Annotated in this window: 28 protein-coding genes; 3 read left to right on the top strand and 25 right to left on the bottom strand. The window is 44.9% G+C overall.

What is annotated here, in order from left to right:
• Positions 1-3: 3 nt before the first annotated feature.
• Positions 4-1,305: a DEAD/DEAH box helicase gene (locus NIT04_RS07510; protein ID WP_252502932.1), complete on the bottom strand. Its 1,302-nt coding sequence runs from the start codon at positions 1,303-1,305 to the stop codon at positions 4-6.
• Between the two features lie 112 nt (positions 1,306-1,417).
• Between NIT04_RS07510 and NIT04_RS07505 the strand changes: the two genes are divergently transcribed.
• Positions 1,418-1,852 (top strand): YqfQ family protein, encoded by a 435-nt coding sequence (locus NIT04_RS07505; protein ID WP_252502931.1) that lies wholly within the window; start codon positions 1,418-1,420, stop codon positions 1,850-1,852.
• Positions 1,853-1,916: 64 nt separating this feature from the next.
• Positions 1,917-2,894, top strand: coding sequence for a 4-hydroxy-3-methylbut-2-enyl diphosphate reductase (locus tag NIT04_RS07500; protein ID WP_252502930.1), 978 nt, complete (start codon positions 1,917-1,919; stop codon positions 2,892-2,894).
• A 142-nt stretch (positions 2,895-3,036) separates the two neighbouring features.
• On the opposite strand, the gene NIT04_RS07495 is transcribed toward NIT04_RS07500, so the two are convergent.
• The 9 genes from NIT04_RS07495 to NIT04_RS07455 form a co-directional block, all read right to left on the bottom strand.
• Complete coding sequence (locus NIT04_RS07495) at positions 3,037-4,155, bottom strand: Nif3-like dinuclear metal center hexameric protein (protein WP_252502929.1); 1,119 nt, start codon at positions 4,153-4,155, stop codon at positions 3,037-3,039.
• The gene (locus NIT04_RS07490) at positions 4,152-4,850 is read right to left on the bottom strand and encodes a tRNA (adenine(22)-N(1))-methyltransferase TrmK (RefSeq protein WP_252502928.1); all 699 of its coding nucleotides are present in this window, start codon (positions 4,848-4,850) and stop codon (positions 4,152-4,154) included. The genes NIT04_RS07495 and NIT04_RS07490 overlap by 4 nt, the downstream gene beginning before the upstream one ends.
• Positions 4,851-4,959: 109 nt before the next feature.
• A complete protein-coding gene (cccA, locus tag NIT04_RS07485; RefSeq protein ID WP_252502927.1) occupies positions 4,960-5,337 on the bottom strand; it encodes a cytochrome c550 in 378 nt (125 codons plus the stop codon).
• A gap of 161 nt (positions 5,338-5,498) precedes the next feature.
• Positions 5,499-6,638: an acyl-CoA dehydrogenase gene (locus NIT04_RS07480; protein ID WP_252502926.1), complete on the bottom strand. Its 1,140-nt coding sequence runs from the start codon at positions 6,636-6,638 to the stop codon at positions 5,499-5,501.
• Positions 6,639-6,723: 85 nt separating this feature from the next.
• Positions 6,724-7,137 carry a hypothetical protein gene (locus tag NIT04_RS07475; protein ID WP_252502925.1) on the bottom strand — a complete coding sequence of 138 codons (414 nt, stop codon included), beginning with the start codon at positions 7,135-7,137 and terminating at the stop codon, positions 6,724-6,726.
• 72 nt (positions 7,138-7,209) lie between these two features.
• Positions 7,210-8,382, bottom strand: coding sequence for an RNA polymerase sigma factor RpoD (gene rpoD / locus NIT04_RS07470; RefSeq protein ID WP_252502924.1), 1,173 nt, complete (start codon positions 8,380-8,382; stop codon positions 7,210-7,212).
• A gap of 35 nt (positions 8,383-8,417) precedes the next feature.
• A complete protein-coding gene (gene dnaG / locus NIT04_RS07465) occupies positions 8,418-10,226 on the bottom strand; it encodes a DNA primase (RefSeq protein ID WP_252502923.1) in 1,809 nt (602 codons plus the stop codon).
• Between the two features lie 193 nt (positions 10,227-10,419).
• Positions 10,420-11,235, bottom strand: coding sequence for a pyruvate, water dikinase regulatory protein (locus NIT04_RS07460; protein ID WP_252502922.1), 816 nt, complete (start codon positions 11,233-11,235; stop codon positions 10,420-10,422).
• A 40-nt stretch (positions 11,236-11,275) separates the two neighbouring features.
• Positions 11,276-11,905: a helix-turn-helix transcriptional regulator gene (locus NIT04_RS07455; RefSeq protein ID WP_305880091.1), complete on the bottom strand. Its 630-nt coding sequence runs from the start codon at positions 11,903-11,905 to the stop codon at positions 11,276-11,278.
• A gap of 375 nt (positions 11,906-12,280) precedes the next feature.
• On the opposite strand from NIT04_RS07455, the gene NIT04_RS07450 reads away from it, so the two are divergent.
• A complete protein-coding gene (locus tag NIT04_RS07450) occupies positions 12,281-13,660 on the top strand; it encodes a glycine--tRNA ligase (RefSeq protein WP_252502920.1) in 1,380 nt (459 codons plus the stop codon).
• Between the two features lie 25 nt (positions 13,661-13,685).
• Here the strand turns inward: NIT04_RS07450 and recO are convergent, their stop codons facing one another.
• From recO to mtaB, 15 genes are all read right to left on the bottom strand, one after another.
• Positions 13,686-14,471 (bottom strand): DNA repair protein RecO, encoded by a 786-nt coding sequence (gene recO / locus NIT04_RS07445; RefSeq protein WP_252502919.1) that lies wholly within the window; start codon positions 14,469-14,471, stop codon positions 13,686-13,688.
• 30 nt (positions 14,472-14,501) lie between these two features.
• Entirely contained in the window at positions 14,502-15,416 is a 915-nt protein-coding gene (gene era, locus NIT04_RS07440; RefSeq protein ID WP_252502918.1) for a GTPase Era, read from the bottom strand.
• Positions 15,397-15,810 (bottom strand): cytidine deaminase, encoded by a 414-nt coding sequence (locus tag NIT04_RS07435; protein WP_252502917.1) that lies wholly within the window; start codon positions 15,808-15,810, stop codon positions 15,397-15,399. Before NIT04_RS07435 ends, era begins: the two co-directional genes overlap by 20 nt.
• A 24-nt stretch (positions 15,811-15,834) precedes the next feature.
• A complete protein-coding gene (locus tag NIT04_RS07430; protein ID WP_252502916.1) occupies positions 15,835-16,182 on the bottom strand; it encodes a diacylglycerol kinase family protein in 348 nt (115 codons plus the stop codon).
• Between the two features lie 7 nt (positions 16,183-16,189).
• Positions 16,190-16,660, bottom strand: coding sequence for an rRNA maturation RNase YbeY (gene ybeY / locus NIT04_RS07425; protein WP_252502915.1), 471 nt, complete (start codon positions 16,658-16,660; stop codon positions 16,190-16,192).
• A 19-nt stretch (positions 16,661-16,679) separates the two neighbouring features.
• Complete coding sequence (locus NIT04_RS07420) at positions 16,680-18,806, bottom strand: HD family phosphohydrolase (protein WP_252502914.1); 2,127 nt, start codon at positions 18,804-18,806, stop codon at positions 16,680-16,682.
• A 64-nt stretch (positions 18,807-18,870) separates the two neighbouring features.
• Positions 18,871-19,830 carry a PhoH family protein gene (locus tag NIT04_RS07415; protein WP_252502913.1) on the bottom strand — a complete coding sequence of 320 codons (960 nt, stop codon included), beginning with the start codon at positions 19,828-19,830 and terminating at the stop codon, positions 18,871-18,873.
• Between the two features lie 5 nt (positions 19,831-19,835).
• Positions 19,836-20,924: a sporulation protein YqfD gene (locus NIT04_RS07410; RefSeq protein WP_252502912.1), complete on the bottom strand. Its 1,089-nt coding sequence runs from the start codon at positions 20,922-20,924 to the stop codon at positions 19,836-19,838.
• On the bottom strand, positions 20,914-21,171 hold the full coding sequence (locus NIT04_RS07405; protein WP_252502911.1) for a hypothetical protein: 258 nt from the start codon (positions 21,169-21,171) through the stop codon (positions 20,914-20,916). Before NIT04_RS07405 ends, NIT04_RS07410 begins: the two co-directional genes overlap by 11 nt.
• A 47-nt stretch (positions 21,172-21,218) precedes the next feature.
• Positions 21,219-21,710 carry a hypothetical protein gene (locus NIT04_RS07400; protein WP_252502910.1) on the bottom strand — a complete coding sequence of 164 codons (492 nt, stop codon included), beginning with the start codon at positions 21,708-21,710 and terminating at the stop codon, positions 21,219-21,221.
• Positions 21,711-21,747: 37 nt separating this feature from the next.
• Complete coding sequence (floA, locus tag NIT04_RS07395) at positions 21,748-22,758, bottom strand: flotillin-like protein FloA (RefSeq protein ID WP_252502909.1); 1,011 nt, start codon at positions 22,756-22,758, stop codon at positions 21,748-21,750.
• Entirely contained in the window at positions 22,758-24,089 is a 1,332-nt protein-coding gene (locus NIT04_RS07390; protein WP_252502908.1) for a nodulation protein NfeD, read from the bottom strand. The genes floA and NIT04_RS07390 overlap by 1 nt, the downstream gene beginning before the upstream one ends.
• A gap of 159 nt (positions 24,090-24,248) precedes the next feature.
• On the bottom strand, positions 24,249-24,422 hold the full coding sequence (gene rpsU, locus NIT04_RS07385) for a 30S ribosomal protein S21 (protein WP_252502907.1): 174 nt from the start codon (positions 24,420-24,422) through the stop codon (positions 24,249-24,251).
• A gap of 152 nt (positions 24,423-24,574) precedes the next feature.
• Positions 24,575-25,246, bottom strand: coding sequence for a deoxyribose-phosphate aldolase (deoC, locus tag NIT04_RS07380; protein ID WP_252502906.1), 672 nt, complete (start codon positions 25,244-25,246; stop codon positions 24,575-24,577).
• Positions 25,247-25,356: 110 nt separating this feature from the next.
• Positions 25,357-26,697, bottom strand: a complete 1,341-nt coding sequence (gene mtaB / locus NIT04_RS07375; protein ID WP_252502905.1) for a tRNA (N(6)-L-threonylcarbamoyladenosine(37)-C(2))-methylthiotransferase MtaB — start codon at positions 26,695-26,697, stop codon at positions 25,357-25,359.

Here is a 26,697-nt window from a genome sequence, read left to right as displayed (position 1 = left end):
TGATCATTTTTCATTTCTTCGTTTCAATCTCCTTTCCCTCTTCTTGAACTTCTCTATATCTTTAGCCATTTTCTTTTTGTATCCAGGCTTGACCTTAGAAGGTTTACGTACATACGAGGCCGCTTTTCGATCGAGATCATCCGTCTCCTTGACCCGTTTCTTCCGGGCATGGCGCTCCTTGACCTCAATCCATTCGCCTTGTTTAACGTCTTCGTGGATAAATGGTATGCCCATTTTTTCAATCTGCACAATTTTGTCGTCCTCGGAAGGCTCGTACATTGTAATAGCGATTCCCTCGAGTCCTGCACGGGCTGTCCTTCCCACTCGGTGGATGAAGAACTCCAAGTCATCCGGCAACTCGTAGTTGACGACGTGGCTCACGCCAGGAATATCAATTCCTCGTGCGGCTAGATCTGTCGCAACGATGTATTGATACTCGAGGTCCCTGATCTGTTTCATCATCCGGGTACGTTCCCGAGGTGATAGATCACCATGTATCCTACCCGCCTTAATGCCATGATCAGCTAGGTAATCGGCGATCTCATCCGCATTTTGCTTCGTGTTCGTAAAGACGATCGCTAAATAAGGATTGATTGCACTCAATATGTGCAATAGCTTTTTCCTACGGTCCATGCTTCGGACCGGAACGAGCGAGTATTTCATCCCTTCCGTCAAAGGCTTTTTATTACCAATCTGAACGTGAGTGGGATTTTCCATGTATTTAGACAAGAAAGGCTTCAGTTTTTCAGGTATCGTCGCCGAAAATACATACATTTCCAAGTCCGTCGGCATTTTTGACGCGAATTTGTCGATATCTTCAATGAACCCCATGTCGAAGGCCAAATCTGCTTCATCGATTACTAAAATGGATGCCGTATGGATTGCTAAAGCACCTTCTTCTGCAAGGTCACGAATCCTTCCTGGCGTACCGACAATAATATGCGGGTTTGATTTCAACTTGTCGATGGAGCGTTGCTTATCGGTTCCTCCGATTAAAATCGAGCTCCTGATACTTGTTTTTTCGGTCATTTTATTCAATTCGTCATATAGCTGCAAAGCGAGTTCCCTCGTCGGTGCGGTAATGACCGCTTGCAATTCTTCCTTCTCCTCGTCCAAACGCTCAAGGATCGGAATAAGGAAGCTGTGTGACTTGCCTGTTCCTGTATGGGCTTGTCCGATCGCGTTGGATCCTTTAAGGATTAATGGAATCATTTCTTTTTGTATCGGTGTCGGGTTTTCAAACCCCAGTTGGGCAATAGCCTCCCTAAGGAATGGTTTGAATTGATAATCAGTGAATTTAGACATTCATATGCCTCCTAACGTATTCCTATTGTAGCATGATTCTGTTCCGCAGTATGCGATTTTCGCATAGTATAGATTGTGAAAGTTCACAATGACCAAATGAAAGGGGTTATCCATGAGGTATGAATCCTTCTATCCATTCGCTCGCACGCAAAACTCGCCGTTTGCAATGAGGCAGCCATTCCGCGGCCCACAGCAACCGCCGAATTTTACCCAAACACCGAGACAACCTTTTCAGGGGTCTCCGATGGGAAATCCGTATGGCTCATCCATGCCGGGTCCGTTTCAAAATACATCTAAAATGGAAATGTACATGCAAACGGCCAACAGGTTTTTAAATACCGCCCAACAATATGCGCCACTTGTCCAGCAGATCGCACCGATGTTCCAGAACTTGCCCGCGATGTGGAAATTATATAAAGGCTTTCAATCACTTCCGTCCGCAGGAGGAGCGTCTGGAACAGCAGCTTCTGCTGCCGCATCGGGGAGCACACCAAGCCCACAACCCGGCGTGTCCAATCCACGGATTTTCCAGCCGCCCAAATTATAATTTTGAAACGTGTGCCTGACTCCGCTATAATGGATACAGATCCCTTTAGAGGAGTGTGGAGTGAATGAAAGTTAAAAAGATTTCCCCGCGCGGTTATTGTTACGGGGTTGTCGATGCAATGGTCATAGCGAGAAATGCAGCACTCGACAAAACTTTGCCGAGACCTATTTATATATTAGGCATGATTGTCCATAATAAACATGTCACAGATGCATTTGAGGAAGATGGCATCATCACCTTGGATGGTGAGAACCGGTTGGAAATCCTCGAGAAAGTGGAAACAGGCACCGTCATTTTCACTGCCCACGGCGTATCGCCGGAAGTCCGGGAATTAGCCCGACGCAAAGGTCTTGTATCAATTGATGCGACATGCCCGGATGTCACTGTCACTCATGACCTGATTGCAGAAAAGACTGCAGAAGGTTACGACATTATTTATATTGGAAAAAGGCACCATCCTGAACCTGAAGGGGCTATCGGTGTAGCACCTCATGCTGTTCACCTGATCGAGACGCTTGATGACGTTGATGGACTCGAGCTTGACAATGAAAAGCTCCTTGTAACGAATCAGACGACGATGAGCCAATGGGATGTCGCACATATCATGGATGCACTGAAAGAGAAATTCCCTCATATTGAAGTGCACAAGGAAATTTGTCTAGCAACTCAAGTAAGGCAAGAAGCTGTCGCGGAGCAGGCAGGAGAAGCGGATCTGTTGATCGTTGTAGGAGATCCAAAGAGCAACAACTCCAACCGTTTGACACAAGTGTCGGTTGAAATTGCAAATACGCCTTCCTACAGGATTTCAGATGTCTCCGAGATTAATATCGATTGGCTACAAGGCGTTGAAACGGTTGCAGTCACAGCGGGCGCATCTACTCCGACGTTAATCGTCCGTGAAGTGATCGCTTTCTTGGAAAACTTCGATCCTGAAGATCCATCGACTCACGTACCCGAGCGTAAATTCAAATTGGATCGGATTCTGCCAAAAATCAAGAATCCTGAACCGGTCAAGCGTATTGAGCCGTATGCAGTAAAGTGAAACTTCACTCATTGGGGGAGTTCTAGCATTCCCCAATGGGTGTTAGTTAAACCAATCGGGCTTTTACTGGCAGGATTACAGAATAAAAGAAATGAAAGGGCTGTTCCGCCGTCGTTTACCGACACGGAACAGCCTTTATTTATTAGATGAATCGGAATGGCTCGGTGTCGATTTCCGATTCGATGAATGAAACATCGTACCCTTTTTCCCTGCATGCCTGTTCCATATACCGGGCAACTCCTTCAATCATCACTTTCTCCACATGATGGCCTGGATCCACGATGGCGAGATCCATCAGTTCTGCCTCCTGGGCACTGTGAAAGTCCATATCTCCAGTGACGAATACGTCTGCTCCCTTTCGTTTTGCGGCTCTTATATATTTACTGCCGCTGCCTCCGAGCACGGCAATTTTACGGATGCGCTTTGAAGAGTCGCCGACGATCCTGACAGCCGGAACGTCCAAAGCCTTTTTGACAAACTTGGCGAACTCATGAAGTTCCATAGGCTCACTTAATTTACCGACCCTGCCGAGACCGAACTCCTTGGTCCGTTGATCTAGAACAAAAAAGTCATAAGCAGGCTCTTCATATGGATGAGCTGCCAGCATCGCTTTCAGAACTTTAGTTCTAAGTGGACCAGGAAGCACGACTTCAATGCGTTCTTCTGTAACCTTTTCCATTTTCCCGACTTCCCCGATAAACGGATCGGCGCCAGCAGCAGGCGTGAATCGACCGATACCCGAAGAAGTGAAGCTGCATCCGGCATAATCCCCGATTGCCCCCGCTCCTGAGCGCGCCAACACTTCCCGTAATTCATCTGCCTGCTTCACCGGGCAAAACACCGCCAATTTATAGAGTGGATCGGAGATTGTCGGCTCCAACACATCGATGTCCTTGAGACCAAGACGGGAGGCGAGCAGATCATTCACCCCGCCGGGAGCAACGTCCAGATTTGTATGTGCGGCATAGACGGAAATGTCATGTTTGATGCATTTTTCAATGAGCCTTCCCTGAGGTGTGTCGGTCCAAATATGTTTCATTGGACGAAAAATAGGAGGATGATGTGCAATAATCAAATTTGCTCCATTTTCTATCGCCTCATCTACGACCGCTTCGTTAACATCCAATGTGATAATGACCTTTTCGACTGGACGATTCAACTGACCAATATGCAAACCGACCGGATCCCAATCTTCTGCAAACCGTTTTGGGGACCACTGTTCAAAAAGGGTTATGATTTCGTGCCCATTCACTTTTCTCAATGTATCAAAGCCCCTCCTATCAACTCGATTTTCTTCCGTAATTGTTCCTTTTTCTCATTGATTTCAAGCGTGTTTCCGGCATTCTCTAATGATGACAGTACCCGTTCCCATTCATCTAGTTCCCGCTTCCATTTTTCAAAGAAAACATCCGATTTTTGTTTGAGCAAATAAGGACCAACAAGCATTTCCAACTCGCCGTACTCCACATCTCCCTTTTCAAGGACGATGATTTCATAGATTTTATTATCTTCCTTCAAAATCTGTTCGTCGACAATTCTCCACCCGTTTTGTACGGCCCACTCACGGATTGACGTTGCATGGATATTCGGTTGTGTGATGATCCGTTTGACACTTTTCAGCTTTTCAGCCCCATCTCTTAAAATGGATGCGATCAACGGCCCGCCCATTCCAGCAATCGTAACCGTATCTACTCCATCGCACTCATGAATAGCTTCCAGTCCATTCGCTAGTCTGACGGTGATTGCATCCGTCAACCCTTTCTTTTGTACGTTTTTTACTGCCGACTCAAACGGTCCTTTTACGACTTCTCCTGCAATCGCTTTGGAGATTTTAGCTTCCTTCACTAAAAAGCAAGGTAAATACGCATGGTCGCTTCCAATATCAGCGATAGTGGCGCCTTGTTCTACAAATGACGCGACCGCTGCTAGCCGTTTTGATAATTTTTCGGAATTCAATAGATCCCCGCCTTTCCAATACCCTTATTGTAAGGGATTCTCAACATCTTTTCCAGAATTGAAAAAGCCACCGGTGCGTGTAGGTAACGCTACCGATGGCTTCCCGTTCTTATTTAAGTGATAGGATATACTCTGACAATTGGTCGATTTGCTCGTCGGAGATTTGTCCGCCGAATGCAGGCATTCCGCCTTGACCGTTTTTAATGATGTCATGGATTTCATCTTTGGATGCTGACAAACCATGTAGACTCGGTCCCATTCCACCGGACAAGTCACCGCCATGACAGCCGATACATTTTCCTTGAGCAAAGGCCTCAGGATCAAAATCTTCGGATGCTGCTCCTTCAGTTGTTTCTTCAGTTTTACCTTCCTCATTCGATGCAGCGATTTCATCTTTCTGCTCGATACCGTACAAGGACATGAAGAAAATAAGTCCTAATCCTAGCGCAAAAATCAGGATATAAGGCACTACAGGATTGTTTTTCATCGAATTACCCTCCTTCACCAGGAATTATTCTGTAAAGTATACAGTGCACATCTCATATTGTACTGTATCCTGATGAAAACTGAAAGAGTTATCACTATACATTTAGCTGATTGTGACAATTTGGACAAACTTTTCTATGGCACCCAGTTTCGTTTTTGATACTAGCAACCAATTTGTCTAGCAATTACCATGCGTTGCACTTCAGAAGTCCCTTCGCCGATTTCGAGCAATTTTGCATCTCTCATATATCGTTCAACTTCATATTCCTTCATATAGCCATAGCCTCCGTGAATTTGAATTGCCTCATCCGCGACTTCCATCGCAATTTCGGAAGCATACAGTTTGCACATGGCAGCCTCTTTCGTGAAGGGGCGTCCTTGGTCTTTCAACCATGCCGCCTTGTAGACCATATTTCTAGCTAATTCAATTTTCATTGCCATATCGGCCAACTTAAATTGTGTAACCTGAAATTCAGATAACGTTTTGCCAAACTGCTTCCTCTCTTTCGAGTATTTCAACGCCCTATCAAAAGCGGCTTGCGCAATCCCTACAGCCATTGCTCCAATTCCAATCCTTCCGCCGTCCAAAGTGACAAGAAACTGTCTAAGACCGTCTCCGCGCTTGCCAAGAAGGTTCTCTTTCGGAACCTTAACATTGTCAAGCACTAATTCTGTAGTGTTGGAAGCATGTAAGCCCATCTTTTCGTAGTTGTCGATAACCGTGAACCCTTCTGCATCTGTCGGCACGATGACGGCACTAATTTCCTTTTTGCCGTTTTCGTTTCCTGTAATTGCTGTAAGCGCCAAATGTTTAGCATAACTTGCATTTGTAATGTATACTTTTGAGCCATTGATGACAAATTCATCGCCTTCTTCTCTTGCTGTCGTCTGCGTCCCCCCGGCATCAGACCCTGCATTCGGTTCAGTGAGCCCAAACGCGCCGAATGATTCCCCCGTACATATCGGCGTCAAATATTTCCGTTTCTGCTCCTCCGTTCCGAATAGATAAAGAGGCGCACCCCCAAGAGAAATATGAGCGGAGTATGTAATGCCTGTGGAAGCACAGCCACGGCTCAGCTCTTCAGTTACAATTGCGAAGCTGATCGTATCCGCTCCCGCTCCCCCATACTCCTCAGGGAAAGGCAACCCCATCATGCCCATTTCAGAAAGCTGTTTGAATATCTCGATTGGAAACTCCTTTGTCCGATCCCGTTCAATCGCTCCCGGTGCAACAACTTCATCGGAAAACTCCCTCATCATCTTCCTGATCATCTGTTGCTCATCTGTTAAATCAAAATTCATTTTCTTCAACCCCCTTGTTGTGAACGCTTACAATTTAATTATACCGAAAATATCGGCATTACCACAATCATTCTTTCGAAGCATGCTAGAATACGGTCTTCATGATGAAGATGACAATTAATACTAATCCTGCTGCTCCTGATATTGTAAAGTAAAACAATTTTAAAAGTCTTCCAGCTAACAGCCATAATAAACAGTTCACAATTAAGAATCCTACCAATAGAATCGCCTGTCCATCAAAAAATTGCGTCCATAACTTCAGAGAAATACCGAGCAACGCGAATGCAATAAGTATGTATAGTGATTGAATGAGGACGGCGCGCACTTTCAACTTCCTTTTCTTTTTTGAGAGGACTGCTTCGGTTGCACTGATTTCCTGTTCATGATCACCTTGTGTATAAAGCGTTATGAGAAAATCGCAATAATGTTCCGGTAGCAATTTATTTTGTTTCCAATAGTTAATTTCAGCCGTAATAATCTTCTTTCGCTGAGCATTCATCCCTATGTCGCCCCTAATTATTATTCTTTTCAAAGTGAAAAGCATCGGCATGAAGCATGCCGATGCGGGTAATCATTCTAAGAAGTCCTTTAATCTTTTGCTGCGGGAAGGGTGTCTCAGCTTCCGGAGAGCTTTCGCCTCAATTTGACGAATCCGTTCGCGGGTGACACCAAAGACTTTCCCTACTTCTTCCAACGTTCTTGTCCTTCCGTCATCCAAACCGAAACGTAGTCGCAACACGTTTTCCTCGCGGTCAGTCAACGTGTCCAAAACGTCTTCCAACTGTTCTTTCAATAATTCATAGGCGGCGTGATCGGATGGTGACTGAGCTTCCGAGTCTTCGATGAAATCACCTAAGTGGGAATCGTCCTCTTCCCCGATCGGAGTTTCAAGCGAGACCGGTTCCTGTGCGATTTTTAGGATTTCACGCACTTTTTCAGCCGTCAAATCCATTTCCTCTCCAATTTCTTCAGGAGACGGTTCGCGTCCGAGGTCTTGAAGCAATTGACGCTGTACCCGAATTAGTTTGTTGATCGTCTCAACCATGTGTACAGGGATTCGGATTGTACGAGCCTGATCCGCAATCGCCCTTGTAATTGCCTGACGGATCCACCATGTTGCATACGTACTAAATTTGAATCCTTTCGTATGATCAAACTTCTCAACGGCTTTGATAAGTCCCATATTACCTTCTTGAATCAAATCGAGGAATAGCATTCCACGTCCTACATACCTCTTTGCGATACTGACCACAAGGCGGAGGTTGGCTTCCGCTAGCTTTTTCTTAGCGTTTTCGCCTTTCTCAACGAGCTCCAAAAGGGCTGGATCCGGCTTTTTCATTTCAGCCAGCTTCTCTTCCGCTTCCACGCCTTCTTTAATGCCAATCGCCAATTTCACTTCTTCATCTCCGGTCAATAAATCGACACGGCCGATTTCCTTCAAGTACATGCGTACAGGGTCGTTGATTTTGACGCCCGGAGGAACGCTCAAATCATTTAAATCGAATTGTTCCTCTTCCTTGGCAGTCGCTTCCTCTTCATCTTTACGTTCCATTTCTATGCCTGCAGCTTCGATTTGGTCGAGGAACTCTTCGAACTGCTCAGGCTCCATTTCAAAGACGGATAATTTCTCCGTCACCTCTTCAAGGGTCAATTCCCCCGCTTTTTTTCCAGCTTCCAATAAACCTGCTTTCACTTCATCTAATGTCATTTCGTGCTCCATTTCTCCTGATTGCTCTTTAGTCATAATACCCGTTCCTCCTTATTTCACCGGAATACGGCTTACATTGCCGATAATGATTTCCGGAGCTGTATAATTTCCCTGGCCAGCTCCAGTGCCCGGGTATGATCGTTCATTTTTTCCGCTTCTTTGGAATCATGCATCATCTCGTCAATGCGTCTAATAATCCGATGCTTATTAAGATGATGAACGCAATCTTCTATTTCCTGTTCAGCAAATTCAGGATCTCTATCAAGCATAGCCGCTTCCATGACGACTTTGCGAAGATCCCGATCCTCCAAAGACTCCGCGAATCTATGGAAATCAGGCATGCCGTGCTTTTCATAAAATCCGGCTAGCTTTATGAAAATCGCAGCATAATCCTCCCGGAAGAAGAGTTCTTGATGTTCATCCCGAATTCTGTCGAATAAATTCCCATCATTTAGCAGATGGCATAACAGAAGCCTCTCAGCACGTTCAATGCTCGACATCTTCCGTTCAGATACGGTCATCGGGACGGCTTGTCCCGCAGGTTGCATCGTCTTCTCCTGCTTTGCCAGCTTGCCAACCTTTTTCATCAACTGTTCATTGAGAGCACTCGGGGAAACTCCTGTTTCCGCCGTCAGTTGCCTGATCATCAAATCACGTTCAACTGGTGAGACTCTCGGGGCAAGTTCCTCCAACACTTCATGTATATATTGCAATACATCGTTCTCATGAGATAAATTTTTCGACCTTTTATAATAAGCCATAATGAATGACATATACGAGTGTGGATTGCCAATCACTTTTTCGGAGAAAGATTCCCCGCCAAATGTTGAAATATATTCATCTGGATCCATTTTCCCCGGCAATAAGGCGATTTTCGCATCCAATCCTTTTTGTGTGGAAAGGACGGCAAATCGTTTTGCTGCATCCCATCCTGCATTGTCGCCATCACAGCATATGATCAACTGATTGGCGATGCGTTTCATTTTGGTCAGGTGGGTGTCTGACAAGGATGTACCCATGACGGCAACACTATTCATAATTCCCGCTCGTTCAGCGGCAATCGTGTCCATAAAACCTTCGAACAGTATTACTTTACCCGTTTTACGAACATTAAGACGTGCGTTGTGAAAATTATAGAGCAATCGGCTCTTTTCAAAAATTGGCGTCTCTGGGCTATTCAAGTATTTTGCTTCCTCTTTGGAGTCAGACAATGTCCTCCCTGAGAAAGCAACGACATTTCCATTATCGTCATGTAACGGAAACATAATACGTCCACGGAACCTATCAAAATACCCAGTTCCATCATTTTTCATAATACAAAGTCCGGCCAGCTCCATCTCCTTCATATCAAACTTCTTGCGCATCAACAATTGGGTGAGCACTTCCCGATCGTCGAGCGACCATCCTATACCATACTTTTCGATATGCTCACGGGAAAACCCTCTTTGCTCCAAATAATGTAATGCTTTTTCACCCTCCACTGTATTCAGTAATAAGTGACTATAAAAGTTCGCCGCAAGCGCATGAGCATCGATCATCTGCTGGTATTCATTTGAACTTCCACCTTTGGAGGCCTCGCTAAAGGAAACTTCCAATTCGACACCCGCCCGCACGGCTAGCTTAGAGATAGCTTCTGTAAAAGGACTATTTTCTATATCCATGACAAAGGTTATGGCGTTCCCGCCAGCACCGCATCCAAAGCAATGAAAAATTTGCTTCTCCTCTGATACGGAAAAGGATGGAGTATTTTCCCCGTGGAATGGGCATAGACCAAACCAGTTCCTTCCCCGTTTCGTCAATTGGACATATTCGCCGACAAGATCGACGATATCCGTTTTGGCTCGGATTTGTTCAATTGTCTCTTCTGGAATTTTAGTCATCCTATCACCATTCTCTTCTCACATACTTGAATTCGAGACAGTTTTCATAAATCCTGCTTTTTCGACAAAATAAATTCATGATCAATCACATTTGTTTAAAATACGAAATTAGTATTGCGACAATATACTATTGTACACAATCCGCAAAAGAAGAACCAACCATTTTTACTTGGTGGTCCTTCTTATGTATATATTAGGAGTTGCGATTGGCAACTTCACTTAAAATTAGGTTTGCAGTTTCTTCAACGGCCCTGTTCGATACATCGATTACAGTGCAGCCGATTTTTGAAACAACCTTCTCAAAATGTTCCAACTCCTGTTGGATACGTTCGATTCTCGCATAATTCGCGTCATCCTTCAAGCCGAGCGCTATTAATCTTTCTTTCCTGATTGAATTGAGAACGCTTGGGGATATGACTAAACCAAAGCACTTACTCGGGTCGATCCGGAATAATTCCTCAGGAGGATCGACTTCGGGAACAAGCGGTACATTCGCCACTTTATAACGGCGATGTGCAAGATATTGGGATAATGGCGTCTTCGACGTGCGCGAAACTCCTACCAAGACGATATCCGCTTTCAATACACCTCGCGGATCTCGGCCATCATCATACTTCACGGCAAATTCGATCGCTTCGATCTTTTTGAAATAATCCTCATCCAACTGTCGGACAAGTCCCGGTTCCTCTAAAGGTTTTTCCTCAAGGGAATTGCCGATTTCTTTGACAATCGGACCTAGCAGGTCAATACATTGCAGTCCGTTATCCCGGCATTCCTCTTTCAGTTTCCTTCGCATGCAACTTTTCACAAGTGTATAGATGATAATTGCATTTTGCTGTTTGGCCAAATATGCAATTTCACGAAGTTGTGATTCATCTTCTACATGTGAAAAACGTTTTGTCGAAACCGTTTCTAAATCCTGTCTGAATTGGCTCGCCGCTGCCTTGGCAACTAAATCCGCTGTCTCGCCGACAGAATCGGAAACGATGAACAATGTCAACTTTCTCATTGTAACACTCCTCTTTCATTTTGCTCAAAAAGGCAACCGCTTATAACTCATGATCTTCAGCTAGCGAAAGGAATGCACGTGTAATATTCGTTTTGGTGATTCTACCTACTACGTCCAGTCCTTCCTCTTTCATGGTGACGACAGGAAGAGAGTCGATTTGTTGATCGATCATTTTCTTCGCCGCCTGAATGAGTGAATCCTGCTTTTTGCAATATGTAATATTCGGCATCCTCGTCATTATGACGTGGACCGGAATTTTATCCAGCTCGCTGTTTCCAAGACTTGTACGCAACAGATCCTTGCGGGATAGAACCCCAGTCAAACAGGAAGATTTATCCACAACAAACAGCGTTCCTACATCATCCAGGAACATCTGACATATAGCATCGTAGACCGATATATTTTCATTGACGACTACTGGAATGGATTGGAAATCCCCGACTTTCATTCCAATCATGCCATCAGCTATAGATTGGGTCGGTTTCTTCCCTGAATAAAAGTAGCCGACACGCGGCCTTGCATCCAAATAGCCTGCCATTGTCAGGATTGCTAGGTCGGGTCTTATTGTTGCTCTAGCTAGACTCAACCTTTCCGCAATTTGCTCACCAGTTATAGGACCGTCCAATTTGACGATTTCAAGGATTTCAGTCTGGCGCTTATTCAATTCCATATGAATCACCGCCCTAATCGTTCGATAATTTATCCTTGCTTAGTATAGCATTTTACGTCCATAATTCCTAACCCGATGGCTTGGTTTCTGTCTTAGTCGTTCAGAAATCAGCGATATGGATTGCAGAGAATGAGGAAGCATGCTACACTAATACTGAATTCAATAGGCGGAGAAGGGTCTATAAGTAATGCCACCTTGAGCGAACGGGGATAGTGGAAGCCCGTATTGGCATGAAACGGCAACCTGGAGCCAGCATTTCTTAAAGAGGGTTGCGACTTGCAGCCAATCGAGGTGGAACCGCGGGTAATTATGCACTCGTCCTCGGACTTAATGTCCGAGGATGGGTGCTTTTATTTTAATTGGAGGGATTTTTACATGTATTCAATGGAACAGATTGTCAATTTATCAAAGCAAAGAGGCTTTGTATTTCCAGGTTCGGAAATATATGGCGGCTTAGCAAACACATGGGACTACGGTCCACTCGGCATCGCGCTAAAAAATAATATTAAACACGCTTGGTGGCAGAAATTCGTGCAGGAATCTCCTTATAACGAAGGACTAGATGCTGCAATCCTCATGAATCCGAAAGTATGGGAAGCTTCTGGTCATATCGGAAACTTCAATGACCCAATGATCGACTGCAAGAAATGTAAAACACGTCATCGCGCAGATAAGTTAATTGAAGATGCATTGGAGGAAAAGGGCATTGAATTGGTCGTAGATGGTTTACCATTCGAAAAAATGGAAGAACTTATCCAGGAACATGCTATTGTCTGCCCGACTTGCGGTGCGATGGACTATACGGGAATTCGACAGTTCAACTTGATGTTCAAAACTTCACAAGGCGTCACCGATTCATCGGCAAACGAAATCTTCCTGCGTCCAGAAACGGCACAAGGTATTTTCGTCAATTTCAAAAATGTTCAACGGTCCATGCGTAAAAAGATGCCTTTCGGAATAGCGCAGATCGGAAAGAGCTTCCGTAATGAAATCACACCAGGAAACTTCACGTTCCGTACCCGGGAATTTGAACAGATGGAATTGGAGTTCTTCTGTAAACCTGGCGAAGATATGAAATGGTATGAGTATTGGAGAGACTTCTCTAAGAAATGGCTGTTGGACCTTGGTTTGACGGTTGAAAACATGCGCTTGCGCGAGCATAATTCCGACGAGCTTTCACACTACTCTAAAGGGACAGTGGATATCGAATATAAATTCCCATTCGGATGGGGAGAGCTATGGGGCATTGCGAACCGGACAGATTTCGATTTGTCTCGACATATGGAACATTCAGGTGAAGACTTCCATTATCAAGACCCAGTGACGAACGAAAAATATATTCCTTATTGCATTGAGCCTTCTCTTGGCGCGGATCGTGTTACTCTGGCTTTCCTATGCGATGCATTTGACGAAGAAGTGCTTGAGGGAGACGACAAACGGACTGTCATGCGTTTCCACCCTGCCCTTGCGCCTATTAAAGCGGCAGTCCTTCCATTATCCAAAAAGCTTTCCGAAGGCGCTGAGGAAGTGTATGCAGAGCTGCGTAAGCATTTTGCGACGCAGTACGACGATTCCCAATCCATCGGAAGACGTTACCGCAGACAGGATGAAATCGGTACTCCTTTCTGCATCACATATGATTTCGACTCCGAGGAAGATCGTCAAGTGACAGTTAGACACCGCGACTCCATGGAACAAGTCCGTATGCCGATTGCGGATGTTAAAGATTACATCGAAAAACATCTCGTATTTTAAGTAAAAAATAACCGGAGGAAAAAGGTCATTCGCCTTTTTCCTCCGGTTTTTCTTTTTTCGGTAATAATTCGGGGGTACGCTCCAATTGATCCAGGAAGGACCTGGACTTCAACCGGACCCCTACTTGTTCGTCGTAAACCGTTCGAACGATTTTTTTCATAAACTGTTTCGTCGCCTTTTTCAAATCCAATGAACCGACCTGCTGGATCGGAACTGTAAAAAAGGTGCGGATCAGTCTCAGTTGCGTCGGGGTGATCCTTACAAGATACGGGTCGATTTGGAAGCATCGATGGCAAAGGAAGCCAATCTCCTGAAACGAGAAAGCGAATTCCCCTTCGGTTGCTCCACAGTTTGCGCATTGATGCAAAACAGGATGGACGCCCGCGACAGGGAGCATCTTCCACTCGACGAATAATGCGATCGCTTCAGGATCGTATTGCTCATTGATTGCTTGCAAGGCTTCAATGAGCAACCCGAAGACATTCGGACCCTGTCCACGGTCTTCCGTCAACCGGTCGATAAGCTCCACTATGTAGCTGGCATAAGCAGTCGCTTCAAGATCCTCCCGGATATGCCTCATCGAATCGATCGGCTCACCTTGTTCCAGCGTTCCCATTCCGCGCCCCGTTCGTAAAAGGTAATATCCGTACGTAAATGTCTGGGTAACCGCCGCTAAACGACTCGCTGGTTTTTTTGCTCCCCGCGCCATTGCAGTCATTTTTCCCGCCTCACGTGTATAGAGAGTGACAATCTTGTTCGATTCGCCGTATGGAATACTCCTCAGGATGATCCCTTCCCATTTATTCAGCAAGGACATCCCTCCTATTCAATTTGCAAAAGTTCAATATTCGTCTTCGCGGAATCCAAATTCGCGAAGTTGACCGGGTTTATTGCGCCAATCCTTCTGCACCTTCACCCAAAGCTCCAAATAAACTTTCGACCCTAAAAGCATTTCGATATCATGCCTTGCTTTCGTTCCGATCTCTTTCAAAAGGGCGCCTTTTTTACCGATGACGATCCCTTTTTGAGAATCCCGATCGACGATGATTGTGGCTGCCACATCGACAAGTCCCCGGTTTTCATCCCTTTCGATCTTTTCAATGACGACAGCGACTGAATGTGGGATTTCCTCACGCGTCAAATGCAACACCTTCTCACGAATAAATTCGGAAATGATGAAGCGTTCAGGGTGGTCTGTCACTTGGTCGTCCGGATAATATTTCGGTCCTTCAGGCAAGTAGTTCGTCAATGTTTCCATTAACCTTTCGACATTATTGCCATTCAACGCAGATAACGGAACGACTTCCGCAAAGTCATATTCCTTCGTATACGAAGTGATTGTCGTCAATAGGTCATCAGGATGGACAAGATCGATTTTATTGATCACTAAGAAAACGGGAGTTTCCGTGTTTTGCAATAAATCGATGATGAATCTGTCCCCTCCGCCAATCGGTTCATTGGCATTTACCATGAACATGATGACATCGACTTCCTTTAGCGTATTGCGAGCGGACTTCACCATGAAATCTCCAAGTTTGTGCTTCGGTTTATGAATTCCGGGAGTATCAATGAATATCAACTGGGAGTCGTCCGTTGTGACAACGCCTTGCACTTTATTCCTTGTCGTTTGTGGCTTATCACTCATGATGGCGATCTTCTGACCGACAACTCGATTTAAAAATGTAGACTTTCCGACATTTGGTCTACCTATGATCGATATGAAGCCAGATTTGAACTTATTGCTGTCCTTCTGCATATTCCAAATCCTCCTTGGAGAAAGCACCCGGTAACAATTCCCCTACAGTCGTCTCTTGCACTTTCCCATTCAAATTCGTCAAATAGACCGGCATATCGGAATCGCAAAATTCGGCGATCACTTGTCTGCATGCTCCGCATGGTGAAATCGGACCTTCCGTATCTCCAATTACCGCCAATGCTTTGAAATCGGTGTTCCCATCTGAAACCGCTTTAAAGAAAGCCGTCCTTTCCGCACAATTCGTCATGCTATAAGCTGAATTTTCGATATTGCAGCCGTGGTAAACTAGACCATCCCCAGTTAACAACGCCGCTCCTACCGGAAATTTCGAATAAGGCACATACGCTTTTTCTCTAGCTGTTTTCGCTTCTTCCATCAATTTTACTTTATCCATACTAACACCTCTGCGTAAGTTATATTACAACCATTTCGGAATGAAAATGATCATGCCAATGATTGCTGAAAAAAATGCAAAAACCAAAACGGCCCCCGAGGCAAGATCCTTCGCCTGTCCGGCAAGGGGATGAAACTCATTCGTAATAAGATCTACAGTTCGTTCTACTGCCGTATTGATCAATTCCAATGCGGTCATCCCTCCGAACAGAATGAATAGGATGCACCATTCTGTCACAGTAAGACCTGTTAAAACACCTGCAATCGACACAACGATAATGGCGAGTACATGGAATCTCATATTCCGTTCCGTCAGATAGCCGTGCACTATCCCTTTGAAGGCATAATGAAAGGACTTGAAGAAAGGGTGCATTTCCTTACTACCTTTCAAGTCCGAAAGAAGTCAGGATTTCCTTCTGCCTTCCGAACATCTCTTTTTCATCCTCTTCGGTCATATGGTCGTACCCAAGAAGATGCAAGAACCCATGCAAAGCAAGGAATCCAATCTCCCGTCTTTCATCATGACCGTATTCTGCTGATTGCCGAGCCGCCGTCTCGACAGATATGATGATATCTCCAAGGACAATCGGCATGCCTTCTTCCTGGACAATGGCCACTTCCCCTTCCGTCATCTCCTCTAGCGCAAATGAAATGACATCGGTCGCCTTGTCCTTCCCTCGGTATTCAGCATTTATTTTCCGTATCTCATCGTCCGTTACGAATGTGACAGACACTTCAGGATGACCAGAAAGCTCTTCCATTCCAGCCGCATGATTCAACACATCTTTTACAAGTTGAGTAATGTCTTCGGTCACTTTTCCTGTCTCATCATTAAAATAAATATCAAGCATTCTTTCGCCTTCCTTCTGATCAGTCCGGATATTCAATCCGGCTATGGAAAATGCCGTTCAATGTTTTGCAAATGACATTTTCAATCGTTTTCAGTTCTTTCATCGATAAATCACATTCATCGAATTGCCCATCATTCAATTTTGAAGCGATGATTGATTTGACTAAGTTAGCGATTCTGTCTGGTGTCGGCTCTTTCAAGGAGCGCACGGCCGCTTCCACACTATCCGCAATTGAGATGATTGCAATTTCTTTTGTCTGTGGTTTAGGGCCTGGATAGCGGAAATCATCCTCAACTACATCCTGTCCCATTTCCTTCGCCTTAACAAAGAAAAATTTTAAAAAGCTTGTTCCATGGTGCTGTTTTGCTATATCGATGATTTCAACCGGCATCTTATGCTTGGCCAGCAGTTCCGCCCCGTCATTTGCATGGGCAATAATAATATCACGACTTTTTTCCGGCGGCAATTCATCGTGCGGATTCACGGCGCCATGTTGGTTCTCGATGAAAAAGCCCGGCCTCACCGTTTTGCCGATATCATGATAATAGCTGCCGACCCGTGCCAGTAATCCATCGGCCCCTACGGATTCACATGCGGCATCCGCCAAGTTTGCAACCATCACACTATGGTGATATGTACCTGGTGTTTCAGTGAGCACTTTTTTCAATAGCGGATGATTCGGATTTGATAATTCAATCAACCTCATATCCGAAAGAAGTCCGAAAGCAGATTCGAAAAAAGGCATAAGCCCAATTGTCAAGGCGCCCGATAAGATTCCTGAAGTCAGTGCAGCTACCAAATAGAAGAGCAACTCGGAAAGCTCGTAAGACGACTGGGTCATCAATAAATAGAAACCTATGAAAAGAATGTTAGAGGCTGCCACGACGAGGCTCGTCCGTAAGATATTCGATCTTCGCCCGTTATTCCCTAAGACATAGATACTTATGACCCCGCTAAACAGAATATAAAGGGCGATTTCCATCTGCATGATTGCTGCGAACCCTTCCTGAAGGATGATACCTGCTGTTGCTGCCGTGATGATCGTCATCATGAATGCAAGCCTTTCATTCGTCAACAGCTTTACAAGAAGTGGTGCGAGCGCCGTTGGAAAGAGGAAAGCGACCTGGACATCAAACTCTTTATCAATTAAACTGAGAAGCTTCATTATAATTACGAGAATGAAATATACGGAATAAATGATCAGCAAAGTTTTCTTTTTCTTATTATTGTCTTCTCGCCATGTAAAAAAATGCATGAAGATGATGGCAGATACAAAAATTACGAAGAGGATGAGTCCCGCCATCGGCTTCGTGGACGACTGGTTCGTCAATAGTCCTGTCAATTCCAACTGCCTGTAAATTTCAGAATCGATGAATTGTCCTTCCCGTACGATCACTTGCCCTTGCAGGATCCTGGTAGGCTCAACCGCATTTTTTTCTTCTTCTATCCTTTTGTCTGTCAATTCTTTATTGATTGTTTCCGTTTCGACGACGAGAGATCTGCCGAGAGTTATGAGCGTCTGCAATTCCGCTGGAGGGATCGCTTCAGACAAACGGAGCTTCCTTTCCACTTCGTAGCGGACCGTGGACAGGTCGCCGCTTCGTACAGGCTTGGAAAGCTCTTCATTAATGATTGTTGCAATCTCATTCTGAATTTTGCGCAAGACCGATACATCCCTAGTTAACAAGCTCGCAATCGCATCATCTGTCAAGCGAAGGCCAGGCTCCTCTTTTTCCAGCTTCTTAAAATTTTCCCTAATGTCCTTTATCTGTTCCGAACGTGTTTTCACTTTTTTTTCCGGATCTTCAGCGTCTGGAGTATTTTCCCGCTTCTCTTCGATGATGAAATCAAATAAGTTAATAGCAATGGCAGCCCTGTTTTTCGCGGTGTCTTCGGAAAACTGGTAAAACGGCGTAACTTCGGCTTCAATCCTCCGCTTTTCCTGTTCTGTTTTCACAGTGTCCTCAACAGTTTTCAAAGACCGGATCGTCTTCGGAGAGATTTTGAATTCATGCAGCTCATATGTCTCTTGTTTTACATTGCCATACATGAGGGAAAATAATGCGATTGCTGCCAATCCAATTACGAATAGTGCTAAGTATTTGAATTTCAAGGACTTGAAAAGTTTTATGATGGGTGTGAACACAGTCAATCCCCCTATCTCTCTTTATCTCCTCATCGGATGTCGAAATGATGAAAGAGCAGTCATGTTAGGATGACTGCTCACTTTCGTATGCTTCAATGATTTTTGCAACGATTGGATGTCGGACGACGTCTCCCTGCTCCAAATATTGAAAATGGATTTCAGGAACCTTTTTTAAGATAGATTCGGAGGCGCTCAGGCCGGATTCAACTCCACGAGGCAAATCGATCTGTGTCTTGTCTCCAGTAATCACCATTTTGGAGCCGAACCCCAAGCGTGTTAAAAACATTTTCATTTGTGCCTTCGTCGTATTCTGTGCCTCATCAAGGATGACGAATGCATCGTCCAGCGTACGGCCCCTCATATACGCCAGAGGAGCAATTTCGATCACTCCTCGCTCCATGAGCCGTTCTGTGTGTTCAGCCCCTAAAACGTCATGTAGGGCGTCATAGAGAGGACGTAAATAAGGATCCACCTTCTCCTTCAAGTCACCAGGAAGAAATCCAAGACTTTCACCAGCTTCAACCGCAGGCCGTGTCAAAATAATTCGTTTGACAGTCCCTGTCTTCATCGCCTGTACGGCAAGAACGACTGCTAAGTACGTCTTTCCGGTACCAGCCGGTCCAATGCAAAATACTAGGTCGTTTTTCCGGATTGCATGAATGTATTCCCGTTGGCCGATCGTCTTCGCACGAATCGCCTTCCCCTTTGCAGTCCTGGCGATTTCTTCATCATACAACTCTGAGAAATATTCAATCGTACCGTTTTTCACCATTTCAAGTGCAGTGGAAGTATCACGCAAGTTAATATTGATACCTTTGCGGATCACTTTCAATAATTGCTCAAGAAGATACTTTCCTGCAATGATGTCCTCTTCTTCCCCGGCCAGCGAAATAGTATCGCCACGGGTAAGAATGGAAATATTCATGGACTCTTCAATCAATTTCATATTCTGATCTGATATGCCTAGAAGCATGACGGCCTCATTCGGTTCCTCAATATGAAGTTGAATCAGTTGTTCGCTCAATAGTTTCAGTCTCCTTGGGATAACGGTCTTTTTATCGCTATATTCTCATTCATTAAAAACAATATAGTCCCCTCAACTGTATCATTTCCGAACGTCAAGTGTAAAATGTTTTCATCTTTTATAATGAGATCAGTTTGTGATTCCGTCAGTATTTTATATTTTATTAAAGGAATGATCACATCTTCCTCCATTCCTTCCATCAATTCAAATTGATCGAGCCGGTCTTCCCGGTACCTCTCCGTCTTAATAAAGGATCGCAACGCAGGCATCCCGCCTTCTTTCCAGACAATTGGGGATTGCCAATGGATAATGACATTTTCCTCTCCAAGCAAATGATAATCAACTGTTTTCGGTATCTTGAAAGAATACTCTGTCCAAAAATCTGCATATACGGATCCTTCCGCTCCGACTACTTTACGCTTATTCCCTTGCTCCAATATACCCGTTGCAAGCAAATCACCTTTTTTCACTGTCTGGTGTACACGGGCAACTCTTTCCCCTCTGCTCAATTGAAAGCCTGTTATGATTCCGCCCGTACGAGCGATAAGATCAGATGGCGGCCCGGTCTTTTCGACACTTTCATTCAATTTGGGAGATAGCATCGGAATGACCGTCAATGTGCTCCCTGACCTTTTGAATCGCACCCAGGAGAGGGATGGATCCTCTAACATGAGCGCTCTGCGAATTTCCCCTTCATCCGGAATCAAGGAAAGCGGACGGAACATGGTAATTGATATTTCCTCCAACTTGTCGCCGATTCGCTCCGACACTTCCGGCACATCGGTTTCTATGTCTATCTTCCAGAGGAATAATGAAGCGACGAGCGGAATGATGCATGCAATAAGAAAACGGAAGGATGTAAAGAGCCTCTTTTCCACTGCTCCCTCATCTGCCTGTTTGATTGATACTTTCATTTTAAATCGACGCCTATGTTTTCGAATGACTTGTATCCCTTTTTTGTCCGTACGGAATCGAACTCCTTTACCAGACTCCGTAATGCCTGATATCTTCACCCCAGCGCCAACAAGAAATGTCAAGAATCTGGATGGATTCGTTTTGCCAGTGAGAACGACGATAAACCGTTTATGAATCATAGGCATCCTGCCCATTTTTCAATTCTTTGACGGTTACCATTGTTAACGTTTCAAAAGAGAACACCGCCATCTCCTCGGACAATGTTTCAACGATAAGGTCCTCTCCTGTCGCTTCAATGACATGGTCCCCACTTCGGATTACTGCATAATCAGGTCCAAGTTTCAATAAAGAATACGGCCCTGTAATACTGACTGAAACAAATTCTTCAATTGTTACAGATGTGTTCATTTTAAATAGTTTTTTCAAGATAAAACCCCCTATCCAAGCCTATGATTTGGATAGGGGGTCAATGATTATTGTTTTGATTTGGGAGGACCCAAAATTTCAGAGAAGATGATGCCCTTAATCAAATCTTCTTCACTTTTTGGAATCATCTCGTGATGCTCAACCGGCTCTTTTGATAGGAGACTTTCTTGATGAACCGACAATCGGCCGCGATGCGTTTTTTCCCGGGTCGATGCCCTGTCATGCTTCTCAGCGCGATCTGGAATTGTCTTTGCGCTGTCCAACCTTTTCGCTTCTATCACCTCGGAAGGAAGTGAAACTGCCGGGGCAGGTGTTCGCTCAGATGTTTGCCTGCTTGGAGGCTCATCGATTTCCGTTTGGAATTCACGCTGAATTTCCTTATACATCTCCTGAGTCATATCTTTCAACTTCCGCATCGGATCAGAAACATTTCGCTGACCGGTCGGTTGTCTCTTCTGCGTCTTCGGCTGTTCCGGCTTTTTCCCTTTGAAGAGCGTACTGATGATTCCAAGGACAATTAATATTATTATTTGTTCCATCTGTGCATCCCCTTTCCGGGAATTATCCGCTCAAACGTCACTCTTTCGTTGTGTCAGGCTTTTGCTGATCCAATCCAATTTTACTGATGGAATCACGCATGCCTGTGTCAGCCTGGATATTTTTGTAGTTCATATAATCCATGATGCCGATGTTGCCTGTCCGGAGTGCTTCTGCCATTGCAAGAGGGACTTCCGCCTCCGCTCCGACCACTTTCGCGCGCATCTCTTGGACTTTCGCCTTCATTTCCTGCTCATTCGCGACAGCCATCGCACGGCGTTCTTCCGCTTTCGCCTGTGCAATGTTCTTATCAGCAAGTGCTTGTTCAGTTTGAAGTTCAGCACCGATATTTTTACCGATGTCAACGTCCGCGATATCGATGGACAAGATTTCGAAAGCAGTTCCGGAGTCAAGCCCTTTCGCCAATACCGTTTGCGAAATCAAATCCGGATTTTCCAAAACTTTAGCATGGTCGACGGATGAACCGATTGTCGAAACGATTCCTTCCCCGACACGTGCAACTACAGTTTCTTCACCCGCACCACCGACAAGGCGGTCGATGTTTGCACGTACAGTGATCCGCGCCTTCGCTTTCACTTCGATCCCGTTCATTGCCACACCAGCGATGAATGGTGTTTCGATGACTTTCGGGTTAACGGACATTTGAACCGCTTCAAGTACGTCACGTCCCGCAAGGTCAATTGCTGCTGCACGTTCAAATGACAATTCAATATTCGCACGATGTGCGGCAATCAATGCATTAACGACACGGTCAACGTTACCCCCAGCTAAGTAATGGCTCTCAAGCTGATTGATGGAAACATTCAATCCTGCTTTATGCGCCTTGATCAACGGATTGACGACCCTGCTTGGGATTACCCGGCGGAGACGCATACCGATCAACGTGAAAATGCTAACACGTACACCCGCTGCTAGTGCGGAAATCCACAGTGTAACTGGAACGAGTGTGAAAAATACTGACAGAATAATTATTGCTCCGATGATGATTGCGATTGTCGCAATCGAACCAGCTCCAAAAATTACATCCATTATTCATTATCCCCCTTTTCTTCGAATTCCCGAACAACTATCCGGGATCCTTCAACCTTCACAATGATAACACGTTTCCCTCTATCGATGTAACTTCCTTGTGAAACGACATCAATCCGCTCGCCTTCCATATCAATCGTACCTGCAGGACGAAGAGGCGTGATTGTAACCGCCTTCTTACCGAGCAACTCGACCCGATTGACATTCGACACATAACCGCTCTCCGTGTCTGTAGAATCCATTAGTACGACCTTATTCAGCAAGTGTAATTTCCTTCCAAAAAACTTCATAATGATCACCATCCCGCTGACGGCCACTGCAATCGCAATTAAGACGGAATACGCCATGAACATCGGATTGCCACCCGCCAAAATAATACTTACAACGATAGCGACAGCACCGAGAAAGCCAGCTATCCCACCCGCCAAGAAAAATTCAAGTATAACGAGCACAATGCCGATGATGAACAGAATCAGCGTTTCATACCCTGCAAGACCAGCAATGAGATGTCCGAAAAAGAACAACAGCAATGCAGAAAGTGCCATCATCCCAGGCACTCCGAAACCAGGCGAATAAAGCTCCACTACAAGACCTAGTCCTGCAATCGACAACAGGATCGGTACGACAATCGGATGTGTGACAAATCGTGCCAAACCTTCAGTGAAGGTCACTTTTGTCGCCACTATTTCAGCAGTTTCCAATTTGTTCAGTTTCAATACGTCCTCGAGTGATGAAACAGTTCCATTACTGTAACCGACTTCCTCCGCTTCATCTGCTGTGAGCGTCAATAATTCCCCCACTCCGGCCCGATACTCGGATAATTTGATGGATGGTTCGGCCATTGCCTCTGCATACAATGGTTCCCGGCCTTGTGATTTCGCCGCGTTTTTCATTTCCGCCACCCACATACTATGGGCTTTACTATCGGCTGCATTGCCTGACCCATCAATTACTTGCGACGCTCCCATCACGCCGTTCGGGGACATATAATTTTTTTCCGCGTACAGCGCAATGAGGGCGCCGGCTGAAATCGCCCTGTAATTGACATAGGCGATGATATCCATATCCGTCTCTTGCATGAGCTGCCCGATTTGTCCCGCAGCTTCCGTATGGCCGCCTAGCGTATCGATTTCCAATAGGATTGCTTTGGCGCCTACCTCTTCCGCTTCATTGAATGACCGTTTCAAATATGCATATAGGCCCTTCTCCACAGCTGCGTCAACTTTCACGTGATAGACTTTATCAGATTTGGCATCCGTTTGCGCAAAAGGGACTGAAAACGCGGATAGGAATAAAATGAACAGGAGAAACTTCCCAATCATTTTACGCATTCGTTCATTCACCTCTTTCTTTATATCCATTATACCTTCTTTACGTAATGGCTTGTTAAAAAGTTTCATTCGAATCCGTACAAAAACCGGAAGATCCAAAAGGATCTCCCGGTTTCATTCATAAACATGCTTATTTTTGTTAGTTAATATGGACAGATATTAGAATTTACGCTTACGAGCAGCCTCAGACTTCTTTTTACGTCTAACACTTGGTTTCTCGTAGAACTCACGCTTTCTTACCTCTTGTATTGTACCACTTTTTGATACAGTACGTTTGAAGCGGCGAAGAGCATCTTCAAGCGATTCATTTTTGCGAACGACAGTTTTCGTCATATCTCTTGTCCCTCCCTCCGAGCACACTTCGAAACAAGGCGTTACTCCTTGTACTAAAAAATTATATCGTACTATTTGTGAGTGGTCAATAAAAAACTTTCAAAATATCTTCGGTAAATAGGAAAATTTTCATTGGCGGGGCAGGAAGCCTATCAATATGCAGAGTTCCCTTGCAATCCTTGCATGATTTGAACGCCTGAACTTGCACCAATCCTAGTCGCGCCTGCCTCAATCATTTCTTTCATATCGTCAAAGCTACGAACTCCTCCAGAAGCCTTCACACCCATTTCAGGACCGACGACTCCTCGCATCAATTTTACGTCTTCGACCGTAGCTCCGCCAGTTGAGAAACCGGTTGATGTTTTGACAAAATCGGCACCAGCAGCGCGTGAAAGTTCGCAAGCTTTCCTTTTCTCTTGATCGTTCAACAATGCCGTTTCAATGATCACTTTTACGATCGCTTTGCCCTTTGCGGAATCGACGACAGCCGCAATGTCGTTTTTGACAAGTTCATCATCACCGCTCCGCAATGCACCGATATTAATGACCATATCGATTTCGCCGGCACCGTTTTCAATAGCGTTCCTCGTTTCAAACGCTTTCACTTCGCTTGTAGAAGCACCTAGAGGAAATCCGATGACCGTGCATACTTTAACGGTTGACCCATTCAAGATTTCTGCCGCCGTCTTCACCCACGCTGGGTTGACGCATACAGATGCGAAAGAATATGTTTTCGCCTCTTCACATAATTTAATGATTTCTTCTTTTGTCGCATCCGCTTTCAGTAATGTATGGTCGATATATGATGCATATTGTTGATTCAAAATAATTCCTCCTCAAGTTGTACATACCTCTTCCATCATAGCAAAGAATGATTTTCTTCGCATCAAAAAACAGTCCACCCTACAATGGATGAACCGTTTTTCTACATAACTTATGCAAGTACTTCTTCCTCTTCCATAACACGGACGAATTGACCTTCATTATAAGGATAGCCAGCCTTCGTAATTTTCACTTTGACGATTTTGCCGACCATCGACTCCTCAGCTGGGAAGACGACTTTCAAATAGTTATCCGTATACCCTTCATACAAACCGCTTTCTGGGTCGTGCTTATACTTTTCTTCCGGAATCACTTCAAGCACTTCGTTTTCAAATTCGGCTGCATATTGTTTTGCCAATTGATCATTCAATTCAATTAGGCGGTGGACACGTTCATTTTTTACTTCTTCGTCAATCTGATCTTCCATCCGTGCTGCTGGAGTCCCCGTACGTTTCGAATAAGGGAATACGTGCAATTCGGAAAAACGATAATCCCTGACGAAATTATACGTGTCCATGAATTCTTCTTCCGTCTCACCAGGGAAACCTACGATAACATCAGACGTGATGGCCAGATGCGGAAGTGCTTCACGCAGACGATCGAGTCGTTCTGCGAAAAATTCCATCGTATATTTCCTTCTCATCCGTTTCAGTACTGTATTGGATCCGGATTGAATCGGGATATGCAAATGCCTTACAATCTTAGTTGACTCACGCAATACTTCAATTACTTCATCAGTCAATTGACTTGCTTCAATTGAGCTGATCCGAAGCCTCTTTAATCCCTTCACCTGGGTTTCCAGGTCACGCAGCAAGCGAGCAAGGTTATAATCTTTCAAATCCTCACCATATCCGCCTGTGTGGATTCCCGTCAGGACAATTTCCAGATACCCGGCATCGACCAATTGTTGGGCTTGTCGGATGACTTCCTCTGGGTCTCTTGAGCGCATAAGCCCTCGAGCCCAAGGGATAATACAGAACGTGCAGAAGTTGTTGCAACCTTCCTGTATTTTCAATGAAGCTCTCGTGCGATCTGTAAATGCAGGCACATCGAGCTCTTCGTATACCCGGTTTTTCATAATGTTCCGGACAGCATTAATCGGTTGACGTTCGACCTTAAATTCATCAATCAGTCCGAGTAATTTCGTACGATCCTGTGTACCGACGACAATATCGACTCCCGGAATAGCCATGATTTCAGCTGGGGATGTCTGTGCATAACAACCAGTGACACAAATGACCGCATCTGGATTGCGACGGATGGCTCTCCGGATGACTTGGCGACTTTTCTTATCGCCGGTATTCGTGACCGTACATGTATTAATAACGTAGACGTCTGCATTTTTTTCGAAATCGGACCGTTCATATCCGGCATCCTTGAATAGCTGCCAAATAGCTTCCGTTTCATAATGATTCACTTTGCAGCCTAATGTATGAAAAGCGACAGAAGACAC

Origin of the sequence: Sporosarcina sp. Marseille-Q4943, assembly GCF_943736995.1 — a bacterium.
Taxonomy (GTDB): Bacteria; Bacillota; Bacilli; order Bacillales_A; family Planococcaceae; genus Sporosarcina.
This window is presented reverse-complemented; position numbering and strand designations above follow the sequence as displayed.

What these genes read in the sequence shown, in the direction of transcription:
- NIT04_RS07510 (WP_252502932.1), bottom strand. Translation starts at nt 1,305, where the DNA reads ATGTCTAAATTCACTGATTATCAATTCAAACCATTCCTTAGGGAGGCT.
- NIT04_RS07505 (WP_252502931.1), top strand. Translation starts at nt 1,418, where the DNA reads ATGAGGTATGAATCCTTCTATCCATTCGCTCGCACGCAAAACTCGCCG.
- NIT04_RS07500 (WP_252502930.1), top strand. Translation starts at nt 1,917, where the DNA reads ATGAAAGTTAAAAAGATTTCCCCGCGCGGTTATTGTTACGGGGTTGTC.
- cccA (WP_252502927.1), bottom strand. Translation starts at nt 5,337, where the DNA reads ATGAAAAACAATCCTGTAGTGCCTTATATCCTGATTTTTGCGCTAGGA.
- NIT04_RS07480 (WP_252502926.1), bottom strand. Translation starts at nt 6,638, where the DNA reads ATGAATTTTGATTTAACAGATGAGCAACAGATGATCAGGAAGATGATG.
- NIT04_RS07475 (WP_252502925.1), bottom strand. Translation starts at nt 7,137, where the DNA reads ATGAATGCTCAGCGAAAGAAGATTATTACGGCTGAAATTAACTATTGG.
- rpoD (WP_252502924.1), bottom strand. Translation starts at nt 8,382, where the DNA reads ATGACTAAAGAGCAATCAGGAGAAATGGAGCACGAAATGACATTAGAT.
- dnaG (WP_252502923.1), bottom strand. Translation starts at nt 10,226, where the DNA reads ATGACTAAAATTCCAGAAGAGACAATTGAACAAATCCGAGCCAAAACG.
- NIT04_RS07460 (WP_252502922.1), bottom strand. Translation starts at nt 11,235, where the DNA reads ATGAGAAAGTTGACATTGTTCATCGTTTCCGATTCTGTCGGCGAGACA.
- NIT04_RS07455 (WP_305880091.1), bottom strand. Translation starts at nt 11,905, where the DNA reads ATGGAATTGAATAAGCGCCAGACTGAAATCCTTGAAATCGTCAAATTG.
- NIT04_RS07450 (WP_252502920.1), top strand. Translation starts at nt 12,281, where the DNA reads ATGTATTCAATGGAACAGATTGTCAATTTATCAAAGCAAAGAGGCTTT.
- era (WP_252502918.1), bottom strand. Translation starts at nt 15,416, where the DNA reads ATGCAGAAGGACAGCAATAAGTTCAAATCTGGCTTCATATCGATCATA.
- NIT04_RS07435 (WP_252502917.1), bottom strand. Translation starts at nt 15,810, where the DNA reads ATGGATAAAGTAAAATTGATGGAAGAAGCGAAAACAGCTAGAGAAAAA.
- NIT04_RS07430 (WP_252502916.1), bottom strand. Translation starts at nt 16,182, where the DNA reads ATGCACCCTTTCTTCAAGTCCTTTCATTATGCCTTCAAAGGGATAGTG.
- ybeY (WP_252502915.1), bottom strand. Translation starts at nt 16,660, where the DNA reads ATGCTTGATATTTATTTTAATGATGAGACAGGAAAAGTGACCGAAGAC.
- NIT04_RS07410 (WP_252502912.1), bottom strand. Translation starts at nt 20,924, where the DNA reads ATGATTCATAAACGGTTTATCGTCGTTCTCACTGGCAAAACGAATCCA.
- NIT04_RS07400 (WP_252502910.1), bottom strand. Translation starts at nt 21,710, where the DNA reads ATGGAACAAATAATAATATTAATTGTCCTTGGAATCATCAGTACGCTC.
- floA (WP_252502909.1), bottom strand. Translation starts at nt 22,758, where the DNA reads ATGGATGTAATTTTTGGAGCTGGTTCGATTGCGACAATCGCAATCATC.
- NIT04_RS07390 (WP_252502908.1), bottom strand. Translation starts at nt 24,089, where the DNA reads ATGCGTAAAATGATTGGGAAGTTTCTCCTGTTCATTTTATTCCTATCC.
- rpsU (WP_252502907.1), bottom strand. Translation starts at nt 24,422, where the DNA reads ATGACGAAAACTGTCGTTCGCAAAAATGAATCGCTTGAAGATGCTCTT.